General features: G+C 59.7%; 18 protein-coding genes. 10 read left to right on the forward strand and 8 right to left on the reverse strand.

Annotated features, from left to right (window positions below):
* Positions 1 to 27 precede the first annotated feature (27 nt).
* On the reverse strand, positions 28 to 4,137 hold the full coding sequence (locus tag REH59_RS13230; RefSeq protein WP_014861614.1) for a CheR family methyltransferase: 4,110 nt from the start codon (positions 4,135 to 4,137) through the stop codon (positions 28 to 30).
* Positions 4,138 to 4,509: 372 nt separating this feature from the next.
* On the opposite strand from REH59_RS13230, the gene REH59_RS13235 reads away from it, so the two are divergent.
* From REH59_RS13235 to REH59_RS13260, 6 genes are all read left to right on the forward strand, one after another.
* Entirely contained in the window at positions 4,510 to 4,695 is a 186-nt protein-coding gene (locus REH59_RS13235; protein ID WP_014861615.1) for a hypothetical protein, read from the forward strand.
* Between the two features lie 14 nt (positions 4,696 to 4,709).
* Entirely contained in the window at positions 4,710 to 6,035 is a 1,326-nt protein-coding gene (locus REH59_RS13240) for an iron-containing redox enzyme family protein (RefSeq protein ID WP_014861616.1), read from the forward strand.
* Positions 6,035 to 6,988 (forward strand): methyltransferase, encoded by a 954-nt coding sequence (locus REH59_RS13245; RefSeq protein WP_014861617.1) that lies wholly within the window; start codon positions 6,035 to 6,037, stop codon positions 6,986 to 6,988. The genes REH59_RS13240 and REH59_RS13245 overlap by 1 nt, the downstream gene beginning before the upstream one ends.
* Before the next feature lie 7 nt (positions 6,989 to 6,995).
* The gene (locus REH59_RS13250; protein ID WP_024086899.1) at positions 6,996 to 8,102 is read left to right on the forward strand and encodes a carboxylate-amine ligase; all 1,107 of its coding nucleotides are present in this window, start codon (positions 6,996 to 6,998) and stop codon (positions 8,100 to 8,102) included.
* Between the two features lie 186 nt (positions 8,103 to 8,288).
* A complete protein-coding gene (locus tag REH59_RS13255) occupies positions 8,289 to 8,519 on the forward strand; it encodes a metallothionein (protein ID WP_024086900.1) in 231 nt (76 codons plus the stop codon).
* Positions 8,520 to 8,793: 274 nt separating this feature from the next.
* Positions 8,794 to 8,958 (forward strand): DUF6021 family protein, encoded by a 165-nt coding sequence (locus REH59_RS13260; protein ID WP_014859204.1) that lies wholly within the window; start codon positions 8,794 to 8,796, stop codon positions 8,956 to 8,958.
* A 70-nt stretch (positions 8,959 to 9,028) separates the two neighbouring features.
* Here REH59_RS13260 and REH59_RS13265 read toward each other — a convergent pair whose 3' ends face one another.
* Positions 9,029 to 9,568, reverse strand: a complete 540-nt coding sequence (locus REH59_RS13265) for a type 1 glutamine amidotransferase domain-containing protein (protein WP_014859203.1) — start codon at positions 9,566 to 9,568, stop codon at positions 9,029 to 9,031.
* Positions 9,569 to 9,734: 166 nt separating this feature from the next.
* Between REH59_RS13265 and REH59_RS13270 the strand changes: the two genes are divergently transcribed.
* The 3 genes from REH59_RS13270 (at position 9,735) to REH59_RS13280 (ending at position 12,091) form a co-directional block, all read left to right on the forward strand.
* The gene (locus tag REH59_RS13270; protein WP_014859202.1) at positions 9,735 to 9,977 is read left to right on the forward strand and encodes a hypothetical protein; all 243 of its coding nucleotides are present in this window, start codon (positions 9,735 to 9,737) and stop codon (positions 9,975 to 9,977) included.
* Positions 9,974 to 10,771, forward strand: coding sequence for an exodeoxyribonuclease III (gene xth, locus REH59_RS13275; protein ID WP_014859201.1), 798 nt, complete (start codon positions 9,974 to 9,976; stop codon positions 10,769 to 10,771). The genes REH59_RS13270 and xth overlap by 4 nt, the downstream gene beginning before the upstream one ends.
* Before the next feature lie 180 nt (positions 10,772 to 10,951).
* Positions 10,952 to 12,091, forward strand: coding sequence for a glutathione-independent formaldehyde dehydrogenase (locus REH59_RS13280; RefSeq protein ID WP_014859200.1), 1,140 nt, complete (start codon positions 10,952 to 10,954; stop codon positions 12,089 to 12,091).
* Between the two features lie 91 nt (positions 12,092 to 12,182).
* Here the strand turns inward: REH59_RS13280 and REH59_RS13285 are convergent, their stop codons facing one another.
* The 6 genes from REH59_RS13285 to REH59_RS13310 form a co-directional block, all read right to left on the reverse strand.
* A complete protein-coding gene (locus tag REH59_RS13285; RefSeq protein WP_014859199.1) occupies positions 12,183 to 12,431 on the reverse strand; it encodes a hypothetical protein in 249 nt (82 codons plus the stop codon).
* 78 nt (positions 12,432 to 12,509) lie between these two features.
* Positions 12,510 to 12,974, reverse strand: a complete 465-nt coding sequence (locus tag REH59_RS13290) for a hemerythrin domain-containing protein (protein WP_014859198.1) — start codon at positions 12,972 to 12,974, stop codon at positions 12,510 to 12,512.
* Positions 12,975 to 13,067: 93 nt separating this feature from the next.
* Positions 13,068 to 14,822, reverse strand: coding sequence for a glycoside hydrolase family 15 protein (locus REH59_RS13295; protein ID WP_014859197.1), 1,755 nt, complete (start codon positions 14,820 to 14,822; stop codon positions 13,068 to 13,070).
* 231 nt (positions 14,823 to 15,053) lie between these two features.
* Positions 15,054 to 15,497, reverse strand: coding sequence for a DUF421 domain-containing protein (locus tag REH59_RS13300; RefSeq protein WP_014859196.1), 444 nt, complete (start codon positions 15,495 to 15,497; stop codon positions 15,054 to 15,056).
* A 9-nt stretch (positions 15,498 to 15,506) separates the two neighbouring features.
* Complete coding sequence (locus REH59_RS13305) at positions 15,507 to 16,013, reverse strand: hypothetical protein (protein WP_014859195.1); 507 nt, start codon at positions 16,011 to 16,013, stop codon at positions 15,507 to 15,509.
* An 11-nt stretch (positions 16,014 to 16,024) separates the two neighbouring features.
* Positions 16,025 to 16,528: a CinA family protein gene (locus REH59_RS13310; RefSeq protein ID WP_320450583.1), complete on the reverse strand. Its 504-nt coding sequence runs from the start codon at positions 16,526 to 16,528 to the stop codon at positions 16,025 to 16,027.
* A gap of 153 nt (positions 16,529 to 16,681) precedes the next feature.
* Here REH59_RS13310 and REH59_RS13315 point away from each other — a divergent pair, with 153 nt between their 5' ends.
* Positions 16,682 to 16,843, forward strand: coding sequence for a hypothetical protein (locus REH59_RS13315; RefSeq protein WP_167551131.1), 162 nt, complete (start codon positions 16,682 to 16,684; stop codon positions 16,841 to 16,843).
* The last annotated feature ends 16 nt before the right edge of the window (positions 16,844 to 16,859 follow it).

Consider the following 16,859-nt stretch of genomic DNA (forward strand, 5'->3'; position numbering starts at 1 on the left):
TCGCCCCGCAAAGCCTACCTCCTCTATTCAAACCGACGCTGAGCCATTCAGGCGCTCGATCGCGTCAATCAAGTCGTCATAACCCACCGGCTTGTTCAAGTGGCGGTCAAAACCGGACTGGCGAGACTTGTATTGGTCCGCGCTTGCCCCATAGCCAGTCAACGCGATGGCAGGGATGTAGCGCAGATGCTCCAGGCCGCGCAGCGCCCGGATCAGAGCATGGCCATCCATGCCAGGCATGCCGATGTCGGAAATGATCACGTCGTAACGCGCATCTGCCGCCGACTGCAGCGCCAGTTTCGGGTCGCTGTAGGCATCGACGTCGGCATCTTCCATCAACAGCAATTGTTCCATCACTTCCAGCACATCGACCGAGTCATCCACCAGCAGGATGCGAACCCCTTTCAGCCGACCTTCTGATAGCAGGACTTCGCCCTGCACCTGGGGTTGCTGGGCGTACGCGCACAAAGGCAGGGTGATGATGAACGTACAGCCCTGGCCTATGCCGGGAGACTCTACGCTGACCGCTCCGCCATGGGCTTCTACCAATTGACGAACCAGGGAAAGGCCAATACCTAGCCCCTCTCGCCCATGGCCGGTGGGTGCAGCCTGGTTGAACAGCTCAAAAATATCTTCCAGGGAGTTTTTGGCGAGGCCTATGCCCTGATCAATGACTTCAAGTCGCGCCTGCTCATCCTGGCGAGCAAGTCTCAACAGAATCTCGCCATCGGCAGGGCTGAACTTCAGTGCGTTGTTCAGCAGGTTCCAGATGATCTGCTCGACACGGGTGCTGTCGGCCTCCACATAGACCGGTTCGCCATCGGCCGGCAGCGTCAGCCGAACACTGCGGCCGCGCTGTTCATTGCAGGCTACAGCGTAGATACCTTGCAGCACGGCACACAAATCGACGGGTTGGGTCTTCAGCTTGAGCTTGCCCGTGCGGATGCGCGCCACATCAAGCAAGTCATCGATGATGCGTGCCTGGCTGGTGACTGCTTCGCGAATGACGTTGACCGCTTTGCTCGCCATGCCGGTGCTTGTGACCGATGGTATGCGTCGCAAGATATCGGCATTGAGCTGGATCAGGTTCAGCGGGTGCTTGAGCTCGTGGGACATCACCGCGAAGAACTCGTCCTTCATGTGGCTGGAGCTTTGCGACTCGGCCAGGCGCTTGCTTTGTTCGTCCTGCAAGCGCTTGTGGCCGGTCAGGTCACGGGCGATCTTCACGTAACCCCGCAAGCTGCTGCCCTTGAGGCGCGAGACTTCGCCACTGCAATAGAAGCGGCTGCCGTCCTTGCGCACATGCCAGCGTTCGTCCTGGCCACGGCCATGCAGACGGGCAGCGCGCAGCTCGCGCGCCGGCTCGTCATTTTCGCGGTCTTGCTCGGTGAAGATCAGCGCATAATGCTGGCCGATGACTTCATCCTTGGCGTAGCCGAATACCAGCGCAGCGCCGGTGTTCCAGTCGATGATCAGGCCTTGTTCGTCAAGCAGGATGATGGCGAAGTCATGGGTACTCTCGGCAACCAGGCGCATGCGCTCTTCACCCTGGCGCAAGCGTTCCTCGGCCGCACGACTCTCGGTGATGTCGATGAACGTTAGCACCGTGCCGTCAACGTTCTGCTCACTGGCCCGGTACGGTAGTAGACGTGCCAAGTACCAATGTTGGTCCTGCCCGATGACTTCACGCTCGATCGTGGTTTCGCGCTCGATCACCGCGCGCGCATCGTCTGCCAGCCCCGGATACTCCAGGCGATGGGTGATGTCGAGCAGTGAGCGGCCGGTGTCGACCGGCAGTATGCTGAAAATGGCGGTGGCCCCGGGCGTGAACCAGCGAATGTGCAAGTTGCGGTCGACGAACACGGTGGCGATCTGGGTGGAGGCGATCAGATTGCTCAGGTAGTCGTTTATCTTGTCGGTTTCATCAACCTTGGTCTTGAGCTCGTAGTTGACCGTCAGCAGTTCTTCGTTGATGGATTGCAGCTCTTCCTTGCTGGTTTCCAGCTCTTCGCTGGCCAGGCGCAATTCCTCGTTGATCGCTTGCATTTCTTCGTTCGAGGCCATCAGCTCCTGGCTGGAGATATCCGACTGCTCGATGGTTTCCTGTAACTGCTGACGGGTCCGCTGCAGTTCCCGCTCCAAGGTGTTCAACACCATGCCTTCGGTTTGCTGGATAGCAGGCAGGCTCTGGGGATCAGCTTCGCGAACCTGGAACGTCACCAGCAGGCATTCGCTGCCACTGGGTTCGTCCTGGTGGGGCAGGACCTGTACCTGGACTTCGACGCGCTGATCGTCGATGGTGGTGATCACGGCGCCCGAGCTGACCGGCTGGCCGGTGTTATGAGCCTGCAACAAGCTACTGCGCAGGGCAGGGCGCAGCGGTGTGAGTACCAGGTTCAGCAGGCTGGGGCTGACTTCGCCACCGGCGTGGCGTAGGAATCGGCCGACGCTATCACTCATGTGCAAAATGTTGCCATCACCATCGACGATCAGGCTGGGCGGTGTGCGTCTGGACAATGCACGGTGATGGATTTCAGCATAGGACAGCTTGCGCAGGGGTTTGGGTTTAGCGCGTATGGCTTGCGCGTCGGGCGTATGAAGCCGCCCCGGGCGGCGTGCCGGCTCCACTTCCCGAGCCCGGAAGATGCGATGGTGCTTGTCTACGGCAATAAACAGGTCGGCAGCCACGTCCGCCGATTCCGAACTGCCCAGGAACAAATAACCCCCTTTGCGCAGGGCGAAGTGGAACAGGCGCAATATTTCCCGTTGCACTTCCCGATCCAGGTAGATGAGCAGATTACGGCAGACCACCAGGTCCAACTGTGAGAACGGAGGATCGGACAACAGGTTATGTCGGGCGAACAGGACTTTTTCGCGAATGTCCTTGCGTACCCGGTAATGCTGGTCTTCCTTGATGAAAAACTGACGCAACCTGGCCGTGGGCACATCGGTGGCGATGGCATCGGGATAGACGCCTAGCCGGCCGACATTGATCGCGCGTTCGTCGAGGTCTGTGGCGAACACTTGGACTTTGGCACTGCGCTGCTCCATTGCCAATTGTTCGGTCGCCATCATCGCCAGGCTGTAGGCTTCCTCGCCGGATGAACAACCTGCCGACCAGATGCGTACTTCGCGCTGAAGATCTTCGCTGTCGTCGTTGGCAAGACCCGGCATCACATGCTGCTGCAATGCTTCGAAAGCTTCGCGGTCCCGGAAGAAATTGGTGACCCCTATCAACATGTCAGCCAGCAATGCACGGCATTCCTCAGGATGCCGCTCAAGGTAATCGCGGTAACCGGCCAGGTCGGTCTGTGCGGTGACATGCAGGCGCCGTTCAAGTCGGCGCAGGATCGTCGCGCGCTTGTAGTGCTGGAAATCGTGGCCGGTACCGGCATGCAGGCGGGTGAGGATGTCGTCGAGCAGGGGGTCGGATTGGGCTGGGTCGCCTGAACGTTCGCCCAGGGGCGGGGGCAGGCTGTCATCCTCTATTTCCGGAAGTTTCACCTTCTTTGCCGAGCGCCACAGTTCCAGCAGCTTGCCCGGGATCTCGGTTACCGGCAGGATCAGGTCGACCATGCCAGTGGCGATGGCGGCCTTGGGCATGTCGAGGTACTGGGCGTCATCGGGCGACTGCACGAGGGTCACGCCACCTTGTTCCTTGATGCGCGACAGGCCCACTGCGCCATCGCTACCGCTGCCCGAAAGTATCACGCAGAACGCATGGTCCTTGTGCACATCAGCAAGGTCGCGGAAGAACAGGTCGATGGCGACGTGGTCGCCGCGGCTGCGTCTGGCCGGACTGACCCGCAGGTAACCGTCATTGGTGGACAGGCGGTTGGCCGGCGAAATGACATAAACGTGGTCACGCTCGATCGGTACTGGCTCGCTTACCTGGCGCACCGGCATGCGCGTGACGCGCTGGATCAAGCGGTCGGCCTGGCTCTGGTGGTCCGGCGACAAGTGCAGCACCACGACGAACGCCATGCCGCAGTTTTCGGGGGCGTGCTGGAAAAACGCCTGCACCGCCTCCAGCCCGCCGGCCGATGCCCCGATGCCCACCACTGGAAAGTCCAGATGGCTGGGGCTGAGCGAAGGGTTGTGCGGCGAGGCGAGGGAAGTCTTGCTGGACGATTTCATGGGCACGAGCCTTGTGCGAACCGGGAGTGAGCTTAGCCAGCGATTATAGGCCCGACATCCTTCAGACGACGAGCAGGGTTAAAGGTAGACAGCCCTCGCTGGCCCAAGTGCCGCTAGTTGTTAGTGGGCCTGAGGCTCAGCGGGTGAATGCGTTAGCGCGCAGACCTTGATAGGCGGCGATCACGAACCATAAGCTACTGGCCGGCCCAACCAGCGCTTGGGCAGGTCCAAAATGCTCAGAAATTCGATCATTCATGGAGAGCAAACCGGCGTTTCGGTCACCGCTCATCCGCTATGTCGGAATCAGAACGAATTCACGGCAACCGGTCGGACTCGTTGATGTAGGTCTTGACGAAAACGAGAGCCCATCAGATGAAAAACAACCAGTTTGTCGTGCTGCTGTTGACTGCCAGTTTCTCGCTGCTCGGAGGTTGCTTCGACCGCGACAAGGATCACCCGGCGAAGGATGCTGACCCAAGTAAACCCTCGCTTCAGATGCAGCAACCCATTCCTCCCGCAACTACCCCATCACCTGAGACCAAACCGCAGAATCCCTGAGCGAGGTACAAGGCATGGTGGCAATGACACAGGCAGGTACCGCGACCCAAAAGACCAACGCAGGACTGGAACATCGCTATCGGGCGCTACTTGAGGGCCCTGAGCCGACCAGTGAGGGCTGGTTGACGGAGCAATTGCGCCATGCCCGTCTGCTTTGCGATGATCTGCCAGATGACCCGAGGCTACTCCCTCAATGGGCCGATGCCCATGCAGGTTGTGTCGCCAAAGCGCATGCGGCCTATCTGGAGCACCGGCGTCAGGGCGGGGCGCGTCGTTATTTTGCCAACCGTTCCCACGCCTTGTGGTTCCTGCAGCAAGTCGCGCCGACCAAGGCGGTTGACGGCGCCTGGCTTCACGGGGCCCTGTGGCACTGGCAGGACCCGCGATTCCACGGGCTGATCCGCACCTTCCTGGAAGAGCTCGGGGACGGCGACCCACGCTGCAATCACGTGTTGATCTACCAGCGCTTGCTCAGCCGTCTGGGTTGCTCGCAGGAGCGGCCGCTTGACCCCGCTCGTTACCTGCAGGGCACGCTGCAACTGGCTCTGGGGCAGCACTGCCAGCGATTCTTGCCGGAAGTAATCGGTTACAACCTGGGTTACGAGCAACCGCCTTTGCACCTGCTGATCACCACCCATGAGCTGGCCGAGCTGGGTATCGATGCCTATTACTTCCAGCTGCATGTGACCATCGACAATGCCGCCAGCGGCCATGCGCGACGCGCTGTGGAAAGCGTCACCGAGCTAGTGCGCGATCAGGGGCCGGCGTTCTATGAGCGCGTGAGGCACGGTTACCGGCTCAATGACCTGGGGGGCGACACGCCCTCATTGATTGCTTCGTTCGACTTGCAGGCCGAGTTGCTAGGTACCTTGGAACGCAAGCGCATCTACGGGCAGTGCATGCATTCGGACCGCTGTCGCCTGCAAGGACGCACCATCAACCAGTGGCTAGCTGAGCCCGGCGCAATGCCCGGGTTTCTTGAAGCATTACAGGCCCAAGGCTGGATCAAGCGTGACAGCGATCCTAAGCAAAGCCGCTTCTGGTCGCTGATCGAGGGCCCGGTCGCTGCCATGTTCGGTGTGTTCGATGCCTATGAAAAGCAGCTTTGGCATGACTGGATCGCCGGCTCCTGGCAAGGCGCGGGAATTCGTCGGGTGCCGCCAGGGCAGTGGGAGCACGCCTTGCAACTGGACAATGATGTCTCCATCGCGTCCCAGGTATCGGACATACCGACCCTGATCGATGCAATGGCCGGCAATCGGCACGCCACCCCTCAGGGCCTGCACGCCACGCGTGCGTTCATCCAGACCACCGGTTTGATGCACGGAGGGCTTCATTGATGCTGCTCGACCAAGACCAGATTCGCGCCGATGAGGCCTTGCTGCAATTGGGGAACCGCTTGCGTGCCGACGGCTATCGTTTCACCTGCGTGACGCCGGCGACCCACGCCACGGTCAATGCCCGAGCCGAGGCGCAGCAGGCGCGTACCTTGCGTGATGTGTTCGGCTGGAGTAGGCCGTTCGCCGCTTCACTGCTCAGCCCCGACGAACTGGAGCAACTTAGCCTCGCTGGCGTGCTGGAGGCTCAAGGGGCGCTGTGGCGCAGCAACGTGCGCTGGTCCAGCCTGGACGATCTGCTGCTGCTGCATTCCGCCTGGCCTACGAACAGCCGCGATGCCGTGTTCTTTGGCCCGGACAGTTACCGGTTCGCCCAGTTGATCCACGATCACCTCAGCAGCACGCCCGAGCGCGTGCAGCATGCCGTCGACATAGGCTGCGGCAGTGGTGTCGGGGCATTGCTGATCGCGCGCGCCGTGCAGCATGCGCAGGTCTGCGCGGTGGACATCAACCCCATGGCCTTGCGCCATACTGCCATCAATGCTGCCTTGGCCGGTGTGGCGAATGTTTCGGTAGAGCGCAGTGACCTGCTCGATGATATCGCGGGTACATTCGACCTGATCGTCGCCAACCCGCCGTACATGCTCGACGCCGGCCAGCGCGCCTACCGCCATGGCGGCGGCGCACTGGGTGCCGAGCTGTCGCTGCACATCGTCGAGCAAGCCCGTGAGCGCCTGTCGCCCGGGGGGACGTTGCTGCTGTACACCGGTGTCGCCATCGTCGAGGGGCGCGACGCGCTGCTCGAAGCCATGCGGTTGCGCCTGGCGGGGCCTGGGTTCAGTTGGTTCTATCGCGAGCTGGACCCGGACGTATTCGGCGAGCAATTGCTTGACCCCGGTTACGAGCAGGTCGAGCGCATTGCCGCCGTGGCCCTGACCGTCACCCGTCGCGGCTGATAGCGTCGTGACGCGGCATTGCACGTTTGGCATCGAGGAAGAATACCTGCTGGTGAAGCTGGCCACCGGGCAGGTCATGGCTGTTCCGTCAGCAGCCGTGGCCCGCTGTTGTTGGGACGCGGCGGGCCCGTGGTTCGCCGAGGAAATGTTCCACAGCCAGATAGAGATCGCTTCGCCCGTATTCGACGCACTGCACCAAGCGCGTGATTTCTTTGGCGAGCGGCGTCAGCGCCTGGCCCGGGCGCTGGCCGACGAGGGCGCCGGCCTGTACGGCGCGGCGAGCCACCCAAGCGCCCAGTGGCTGCGCCAGCGCCCACGTGGCACCCCGCACTATCGCCAGTTGTTCAACGATTACCAACTGGTGGCGCGGCGCAGCCTGTTGAATGGCCTGCACGTGCACGTCGGAGTACCGGTGGGCATTGATCGCATGCGGGTGATCAATCGGGTGTTGTACTGGTTGCCTTTGTTGTTGGCGCTCAGTACCTCGTCTGCGTATTGGGGCGGTGAGGATACCGGCTACATGAGCTATCGCCGCGCAGTGTGCGGGGAATGGCCGCACATGGGGCTGCCAGAGCCGTTGCCGGACTGGAGCGCGTACCAGCGATACCGGGCATTGCTGCAACGCACCGGCAGCCTGGCCGAGAACGGCGACTTCTGGTGGGCGATCAGGCCCTCGCGGCGGTTTCCAACGGTCGAGCTGCGTATCTGCGACGGCTGCCCGCGGCTGGAGGATGCCCTGGCTGTCGCAGGCCTGTTTCGCCACCTGGTCGAGCAGGCGCTGGCCCGCCACGATGACCCCGCCAGCCGCGAGTTGCGCTGGGTCACCCAGGAAAACTACTGGCGCGCCCTGCGTCAGGGGCGCCTGGCCACCTTCATCGGTGTCCACGGTCAACAGCCGGTCAGCGCCGAGGGCTGGTTGACGCAGCTGCAGCAGCAGTGCCCGGCTGACACCGTTGATGCCGAGCGTTCATTCATTCAGGCCCGGCACATCCTGCGCGAGGGCAGCAGTGCCGATCGCCAGCGCCAAGCCTTCGCGCTGGCCCGTGAACAGGGCCTGGATAACCGCCAGGCGTTGCGCGCAGTGGCCGGGCAGGTGATGAACGACCATCGTTAGGGCCGGTGGCAAGCCGCTGCCCTGATGGCCCGACCGGAAAATCCGGATAAACCTTCGCGGCCCTGCGCAGTCAGTTTCAGTACGGCCCCGGATACCCCAGAGGGTCAGGGACCCATCTAGCGTCACTGGCCGGTGAGCCGTGGAGTGACGAAGTGGTGCCCGAAGAAGATGACAGGAGAGACCGTGATGAGCGAGCAACGCTGTTCCTGCAACCACTGTTCATGCACCGTGGATGCCAATGCTGTGCTCCAGGATGGCAAGGCTTATTGCTGCGAAGCGTGTGCGACGGGGCACCGCAATGGGGAGCCTTGTCGTATGAACGACTGCAAATGCGGCCAGTTGAGTCAGCCGAAGGAGAGCAGCGTCGGTAATGCGTTGGATGAAACGTTCCCGGCCAGTGATCCGATTTCGCCGTGAGGCCCGTTGCTTTGAGATGTAAGACGGGGGGAGACAGGACGTCGTTGAGATCATGTGCAAGCTCACCCGTCACTCATCTGGTTCAGGTCACGGTTGGTCAGTGTCTCCTGCGTCAGTGCAGGATTGACGAGTGGATGGCATGCAAAAAAGCAACTTTACCGGTGTTGCAATTCTCCACCGGACGCCAACATTCTACCGAGGTATTTTATGAACAGCCTATTCAGATAGCGGCCAGACCGTGACGGTGAATACATCACACTTCGGAGACCAAAACATGAACAAACCCGACGATCAGCAGCAGAAAGGCCCCCATTCTTCCGATCATGCAACGACTGATCAGGACTTGGGGTTCGACCCGGACTCTCCAGACCTGAGCGATCCTCAGGTGGACCCACAAGGCCCGGCGAAAGCGCCCAAGGACGTGGAGAAGAAACCGTGAGCTTGCCTACCGTGAACCCTGCCTGAGCAGAACAGGAGGTTGAGGTGTTTGCTCGCCCACGGTCAGCAAATTAACCAGCAAGGGCTCTGATCAACTGCTCGTTGAAGGCGGGGATATCATCCGGCTTGCGGCTGGTGATCAGATTGCCGTCCACCACCACCTCTTCATCTACCCAGTGGCCACCTGCATTGCGGATATCATCCTGCAACGTCTTGAAGCTGGTCATGCGTTTGCCCTTGGCCAATCCACTCGATACCAGCAGCCAGGCGCCGTGGCAGATTACCGCCAGTGGCTTGCTGGCCGAGTTGTGGCTTTTCACCAGTTTCTGGGCGCCAGGTATCAGGCGAATAGTGTCGGAATTTTGTACCCCGCCCGGTAGCACGATGGCATCGTAAAGATCGAGGAGGGCGCTGTCGAACGTCGCGTCTACCGCAAATTCGTCGGCCGGCTTGTCATGGTTCCAGCCGCGGACAGTGCCTTCCTTGTCACTCAGGATGTCGACCACGGCCCCGTTTTTCTGCAAGGCTTCACGAGGCCCCGTCAACTCGAATTGTTCGAAGCCATCGGTGACCAGAAAGGCTACCCGCTTACCACTCAATTTTGCACTCATCGTTCAATCTCCGTTTTCGTCAGGTGTGGATGTGGGACGTCCCGGACGGGGTTGGAAGTTCCAATGCAATACTTCAGCGGTAGGGGTGCTGACCGGCTGACCATTGCGGTTGAACATTCCAAGGCGGTTGGGTTCTCACTTGCAGGAATAGAACGAGGCGGCCGTCATGAGCATCGAACGCAGCATTCCTCAACTTGAAGCCTGGTACGCGCAGTACGACGACATCAGTTACCGGAGTGAAGCGCCGGACGCCTACCACCATGAGCTGGTGCGCACGGCTGAGGCGCTCAGGGACGATGGTGCCATTGACTGGGATGACTGGCTGGCGCTGAAGTCACTGGCCGACCAAGCACATATCTGGGCACTGGAAGATGCCGTGCAGGCCCACGTGAATGACCCTGACGCATGAAAGCGCTGAAGATCGCCACCTTCAATATCAATGGTATCCGCAGCCGGCTGCCCGCACTGTTGGCCTGGCTGGAACGGGAGCAGCCGGACATTGCCTGCTTGCAGGAACTGAAGGCGGCCAACCAGCGGTTTCCTCGCGAGGCCATCGAAGCGGCAGGTTATGGTTGCCTTTACCAGGGGCAACCCTCATGGAACGGCGTGGCGATCCTGGCGCGTGATAGCGAGCCGCTGGAGGTACGTCGTGGGCTGCCTGGCATGCAGGACGATCAGCAAAGCCGCTATCTGGAAGCTGCGGTGCACGGCGTGCTGGTGGGCTGTTTGTACTTGCCCAATGGCAACCCGCAACCCGGCCCGAAGTTCGATTACAAACTGCGCTGGTTCGAGTGCCTGATCAAGCACGCCCAAACACTTCATGTCAGCAGCCATCCTACGGTGTTAGCAGGGGATTTCAATGTTGTGCCGACCGATCTGGACATCTATAGCCCGCGCTCATGGCTCAAGGACGCGCTGCTGCAGCCTGAGTCGCGGTCGTGTTTTGAAGTGTTGATGGCCCAGGGCTGGGTGGATGCTGTTCGTCACCTGTATCCCGAGCAGCGCATTTACACGTTCTGGGACTATTTTCGCAATCACTGGGCGCGTAATGCCGGGCTTCGTATCGATCACCTGCTGCTCAACCCGGGTCTCAGCCCTTATCTGAAGGGGGCGGGCGTGGATGCCTGGGTGCGCAACGAAGCCAAGGCCAGTGATCATGCGCCGGTCTGGATCCAGTTGGGCGGGCGCCGACAGCAACGCTAGCTGTCAGGGCGCAATCCCTCGCTTCCAACCTCATGGCTCACGATCCCTGTTCCGGTGGGAGCGACAGCAATTAGCGCCACCGGTCTGCCTCTACAGTTAACACGCTGAACGTACGGACGCTGCGTTCGCCTGAACAGAGTAGGGCGCATTTCAATCGCCCCTGACTATCGGGAGTTCAGCATGAAAGCAATCGTGTACAACGGCCCACGTGACGTCGCGGTGAAGGATGTACCGGACGCAAAAATTGAAAAGCCTACGGACGTGCTGGTACGCATTACTACGACCAACATCTGCGGTTCTGATTTGCACATGTACGAGGGCCGAACCTCGTTCGAAGCCGGGAGAGTTTTTGGTCACGAAAATCTCGGTGAGGTAATCGAGGTAGGGGCAGGGGTCGACCGGGTCAAAGTCGGTGACCGAGTCTGTCTACCTTTCAATATCGGCTGCGGGTTCTGTGAGAACTGTGAGAAAGGCCTCACTGGATTCTGCCTTACAGCGAATCCTGGTGCTGCGGGCGCTGCTTACGGTTTTGCCGAGATGGGCCCGTATCAGGGCGGGCAGGCCGAGCTGCTGCGTGTGCCCTATGCGGATTTCAACTGCCTGGTACTGCCGGAAGATGCCCAGGAGCGTGAGGATGACTATGTCATGCTCTCGGATATCTTCCCTACAGGCTGGCATGCAACAGAGCTTGCCGGTTTGCTGCCGGGTGAAAGCATTGCGATTTACGGCGCAGGGCCTGTCGGCCTGATGGCGGCCCATTCGGCAATCATCAAAGGCGCGTCCCAGGTGTTTGTCATCGACAACCAACCGGATCGCCTGCAACTCGCCGCGCAGCTTGGCGCAACCCCTATCAATGCAGTCGAGCAGAAGGCCGTGGAAGAGATCATGAACCTGACCCATGGCAAAGGTACTGACCGGGGCTGTGAGTGCGTGGGTTACCAGTGTTGCGACAAGCATGGCCATGAAGCGAACTACCTCACCATGAACAACCTTGTCGCTTCCACCAAGGCCACAGGCGGCATAGGCGTGGTTGGGGTGTTCGTTCCAGAAGATCCTGGAGCGAAAAACGAACTGGCGAAGGAGGGTAAGATGGCCTTCGACTTCGGTGCGTTCTGGTTCAAGGGCCAACAGATCCGGACAGGCCAAGCGAATGTTAAAGCCTACAATCGCCGCCTGGCAGAGCTTATCCATCATGGGCGCGCCAAGCCCTCGCAGATCATTTCCCATCGTTTGAAACTGGCCGAAGGCCCAGATGCCTACAAGCACTTTGATGCGCGGGATGATGGCTGGACGAAAGTGGTGCTCAAGCCTGCGGCCTGATCCGCTCTCACTGCTTCCAGGGACGGAAGCTTGGTGAAGAGTGCAACCTGTATGTTTTAGAAGCAACCTTTACCGGCTTGTCAGTGCGTTATCACCCGGTAATTTCCAGTTGCGTGTTCTTGCGCCACCCTCGCAGATTCATGGCGCAGAGGCAGAACTGCAGGATGATCAGAGCCCAGGCATGTGCTTGCCAGCCCCACACAGCCCACAGCACGTTGCTTGCGATGAAGCAGCAGAATCCTATCTTCCTTCTACCCGGACGGCGCGAACCAATGCACCAGGCTGCCAGTACGGTCATCACCATGGCGGGCCATTCAAGTAATCCAATCCAATATTCCATGAAACCTTCCAACTGATGATGGGGTATTTGAAGCTGATCACCTGCAAGCGTCCTGAGCGCTGGCAGGTGATCGCTCGACTAAGCCGCTCGCTGCTCGCCCTTGAGCATCTTTTTCTGCACTTCCATCGTTCGCCCCAGCTCCTCGAGGGTGTCCTTGCTGAGCAGCTTCTTCGCCGTGGGGAACAGCTCGCCTTCTTCTTCCTCGATGTGATGCTCCAACAACTCTTTCATGACCTTGACCCGCCCGGCGAATTCGACGGTGCCAGTTTCGGTATGCAGAAGGTCGGGTAGGACGAGGGCGTCAACAGTCCGGTGTTCTTCCTTGGCCTCGTAGTACATCTTCGCTTCTTCCTTGCCTCCCGCTTCCTTGATGGCCGGGTAGAGAATTTCTTCTTCGAGCGCGGTGTGTATCTGCAGCTCTTGCTCGATGCGGTACAGCAGTTCAGCGCGTTTTTTCACAGCCCTTTCGGTGGTGGTAGATAGCTCCTCAAGCAGCTTCTTTACCAGCTTGTGGTCTTGAATCAGCAAGTCGATAGCGTTCATGGCGTTACCTCATCACGGATTGAAAGAATGGAGAACTTGCCTGTGGTTGAGTAGCCGCCAAGCGAGACGGTTCAACGCAGATGATGACTGGCCTCATCGTTCAGGATGGCAGCCCCCGATGGCCATCGCGGCTTTGAGGGCTGCCAGGTGAGTCAGGCCCTGCGGAAGGTTGCCCAGATAGTGTCCCGTTTGCGGATCGATCATCTCCGAGTAGATGCCTACACCGTGTGACAGCCCTTCCAAAGCATCTGCATAGGCGGCTTCGGCGCGATCCTGGTTATCCAGAATGGCCCAGGCTTCGATTAACCAGAATGTGCAGGCTAAGAAGCAACCTTCCTCTTCCTGTGCATCGGTGTAGCGATAATGGAAAGCGCCGGCTCCCAGATCATGGTCAATGGCTTCCAGCGTGCTGCGTAGACGTTTCTTGCTTGGGTAGCCGAACCTGACGGCCAATGTCAGTGAAGCGTCCAGTCGGTCGCTGTCTGGATAGAACAGGTAGGCCTGGCGCTCCTCGCTCCAGCAGTGCCCCTCGATCCATGCCTGGATGCGCTGCCGCTCGCGATCCCAGCGTTCCCGGCAGGTGGTGGGAAGATGGCCACCATCTGCCAGTTCGATGGCTCGGCTCAAGGCTTGCCAGCAACTGATCTTGGACATCGTGTAGTGCTGTTTTTCCGGCAACTCCCAGATACCGGCATCTTGCTGGCGCCAACAGTCGGCGCACTGGTCGGCAAGGCCTGAGAGGAGCATGGCGCTCGGGGAATCAAGAATGTTGCCGCTGTCGATGAAGCAGCGCGCTGTTTCGAAGATATCGCCGAACACCCCGTGTTGGAGTTGGTCGCGGGCATCATTGCCGACGACTGGAGGGGAGTTCTTATAGCCAGGCAGATCGACCGGGCGCACGCAATCACCGATTGCACCGTCCAGGGTATAAAACACCCGTGGCCCATATTCATCCAACCGGCGCAGTAGCCAGGTAAATGCAGCCTTGGCCTCTGGCTGAGCGCCGATGCCCAGAAACGCCTCGATGGTGTAGCCGGCATCGCGTATCCAGGCGAAGCGGTAGTCGTAGTTCTTACTGCCGCCAATCCGTTCGGGCAGGGATGAGGTCGCTGCCGCCATGATCGAGCCACTTAGAGAGGACAGCAGTAGCTTGAGGGCCAGCGCATTGCGCAATACCTGGGTCTGGTGTGGGCCATCGTAGACGAGCCCTTTCGACCACTGGCACCACTCCCGGTGCGAGCCGTCGATGCGTTCGTCGATCAGGGCCAATGGCGGTGCCACCAGGGGCTCATCACGCCCTGCGATGATTGCGACCACTGAGCGTTGTCCTGCTGCAAGGCTAAGGACAGCACGGACGCCCATGTCGTCTTTGCGTTCGATGTGCACATGATGGTCGTGCAGGAACATGCCGAGAATTCGGCCCGCATGAAAAACACAGGCATTGTCATTCGGCGCCACGTAGGGGCTTACCGTGTCGGCTTGGGTTCCGAAGTCGATGGCAATCTCGAAATTGACCTTACCCTCGATACCTTCGATGCGTCTGCCAAGTTCGGCCCAAGGCAGGCGCCCGGCAGGGCCACTGTTCAAGGATTCCGTCAGCCGGGCACGACCCTGACGGGTGATGAAAATTGTCTCAAGGATGTTGCTGCCTGGCAGGTAGCGGCGCTCAGCAACGAATGGCTCGCTAGGGGTAATGGAAAAGAAGCCTCCAGTCTGAGGGGCCAGCAGCTTGTCGAATAGGGGAGGTGAATCCATGTGCGGCACACACCACCAGTCGATGGAACCGTCCAAACCAATCAGTGCCACAGAGCGCCCATCGCCGAGCGCACCATACTGCTCCAGGGGCAACCATCCACCCTCATCTCGCTGAGGTGCACCCCGTTGAGCTTCTACCGGTTCTCTTTCCATTGATATGCCTTCGAGATCACGTGTTCTGATTCCGACATGGCTATCTGGCGTCTGGTTCGTCTTATGTGAGCGCTGCGCAAAAGAACTGATGCCTCTCCCTACCATCGACCATAGCCAGGCGAGATTGGCACGTTAAGCGGGCCTTGGCTCCACGGTGAGAAGCGCCGTGCCTTACTCGGTAGGAATGATCGAAATCTTTCCATTGCGTTCGACGATAGCGAATTTCACCTGCTCAATGCTCTCTATGCCTTGGCTGTCCCGCGCTGATTCAAGGATATCGGCCTCCGTGAGTCGTGCCCGACGCATGCGGTGGTGCAGAAAGCGCCCATTCTCGACAACCAGGGTAGCGTGCCCGTCCAGAAGTCGGGCCAAGGGCTTGGAGTTCAGCTTCGCGAGTGAAAGGCCGACGTCCAGTACGATCAGCGTGGCGATTACCAACATGGCGTTGGTGAATGAAAAATCGTCACCCAGAAGCGCCTGCTGGGTGGCTTCCCCTATGATCAGCAACAACACGAAGTCGAAGGTCGTCAAATCGGCCAGCGAGCGCCGCCCGGCCACGCGAAACAGCAGCATGAGGGCGACATACATTCCGGCTGCGCGGAGGATCGAATCCATGACGCACTCCTAGGGGTAAAGGAATGTGGAGAAGTGAACGGCGCTTTCAGGGCCAGCCTTGACGCTGCCCTTCAGAGTCCCCACGTGCTCACTTCGAAGGGTCAAGTACAAGGTGGCCAAGCCATCTTGCCCAGTACCCAATTGGAACAGCATGGCCTGGCCATGCGACATCGACCGTTGCGGCTGCGGCTGTAACGTCTCGATACTGGCGTCACGGAGCAATGATCCCTCGAGTTGCACCTCCACCGGCCGACCAGGGATACCCTGAATGGTGATGAAAAGGCTGTCTGTCGTGCCGCTTCGGCTGAGACGCTGGTACTCAACCCGTACCCGTCCATCCTGGCTCACCACCTCCGCATCGCTCAATGGGCCATTACCGAACAGGCCTGCCAAGGCAAGCAATACGATGGCCACAAGCACGTACCACCCCACGCGCTCGAAGCGCCAAACACGCTGCTGCATCGGCATGTCTTCTTGAACAGGATGACGCCTGGATAGCAGTTCATCTTCCGACATGATCACACCCCTCAGGCGCGCTCACCGCGTAACCAGCGCTGGTGATAGTGGGAAAGCCGGGTCAACCCGAACAGGGCGCCTTGGCGCATAACTTCAGACCGCTCGCCGAAGAAACGTTGAGTGCGCGTGAAAACGGCAATTGGCTCGCCGGCGAAAGCCCACGCAAAGCACATCGTCCCCGGTGGTATCCCTGATTCGGGCGCCGGCCCGGCTACCCCGGTGGTGGCGATCACCACACTCGCATAGCTGTCTCTCAATGCACCCAAGGCCATTTCCCAGGCTACTGCTTCGCTGGTCAGGCCGTATCGTTCGATGGTTTCGGCGCTGACCCCCAGCAGCCGCTTCTTGGCGCTGGGCGAGTAGACGACATAGCCGCTTTCCAGCACCTCTCCGGTACCCGGTACCGCCGCCAATAAAGCCACAAGGCAGCCTGCAGTGCACGATTCTGCTGTGCTCAAAATCAGTTTGTTGTTTTTGAGGTAGCCGAGGGCGGCCAGTACAGGGTCGTTTTCCATTTCAGAGTCGACTCGCTTGTTTTGCGGTGGACGCGATGCTGGGGTATTTGGTTCATCGCACCTAACGCCCGGCTATCTCGAGGAGTGAACCTGACCTGAACTTTGCCTCGTACATTAGCTTCTTTTATTCAAAGGCAAGGGTAGGAGAGCAAGATGAAGAAAGAGAGCGATAGGCAAAAGGCAGGTGCGCAGACGAGGCCGCAGGGGGAAGAGGAGCGAGATAACGATGCTCATCGTCCGGATGGATCAACGGGGACAGACCACGACTCCACGGCGCAAAAAACAGCCCGTGATTACGACCAGCAAAAACGCTGAAACTGCCCACGAAAAG

This window comes from Pseudomonas sp. BO3-4 (assembly GCF_034044115.1).
In the GTDB taxonomy this organism is placed as follows: Bacteria; Pseudomonadota; Gammaproteobacteria; order Pseudomonadales; family Pseudomonadaceae; genus Aquipseudomonas; species Aquipseudomonas alloputida.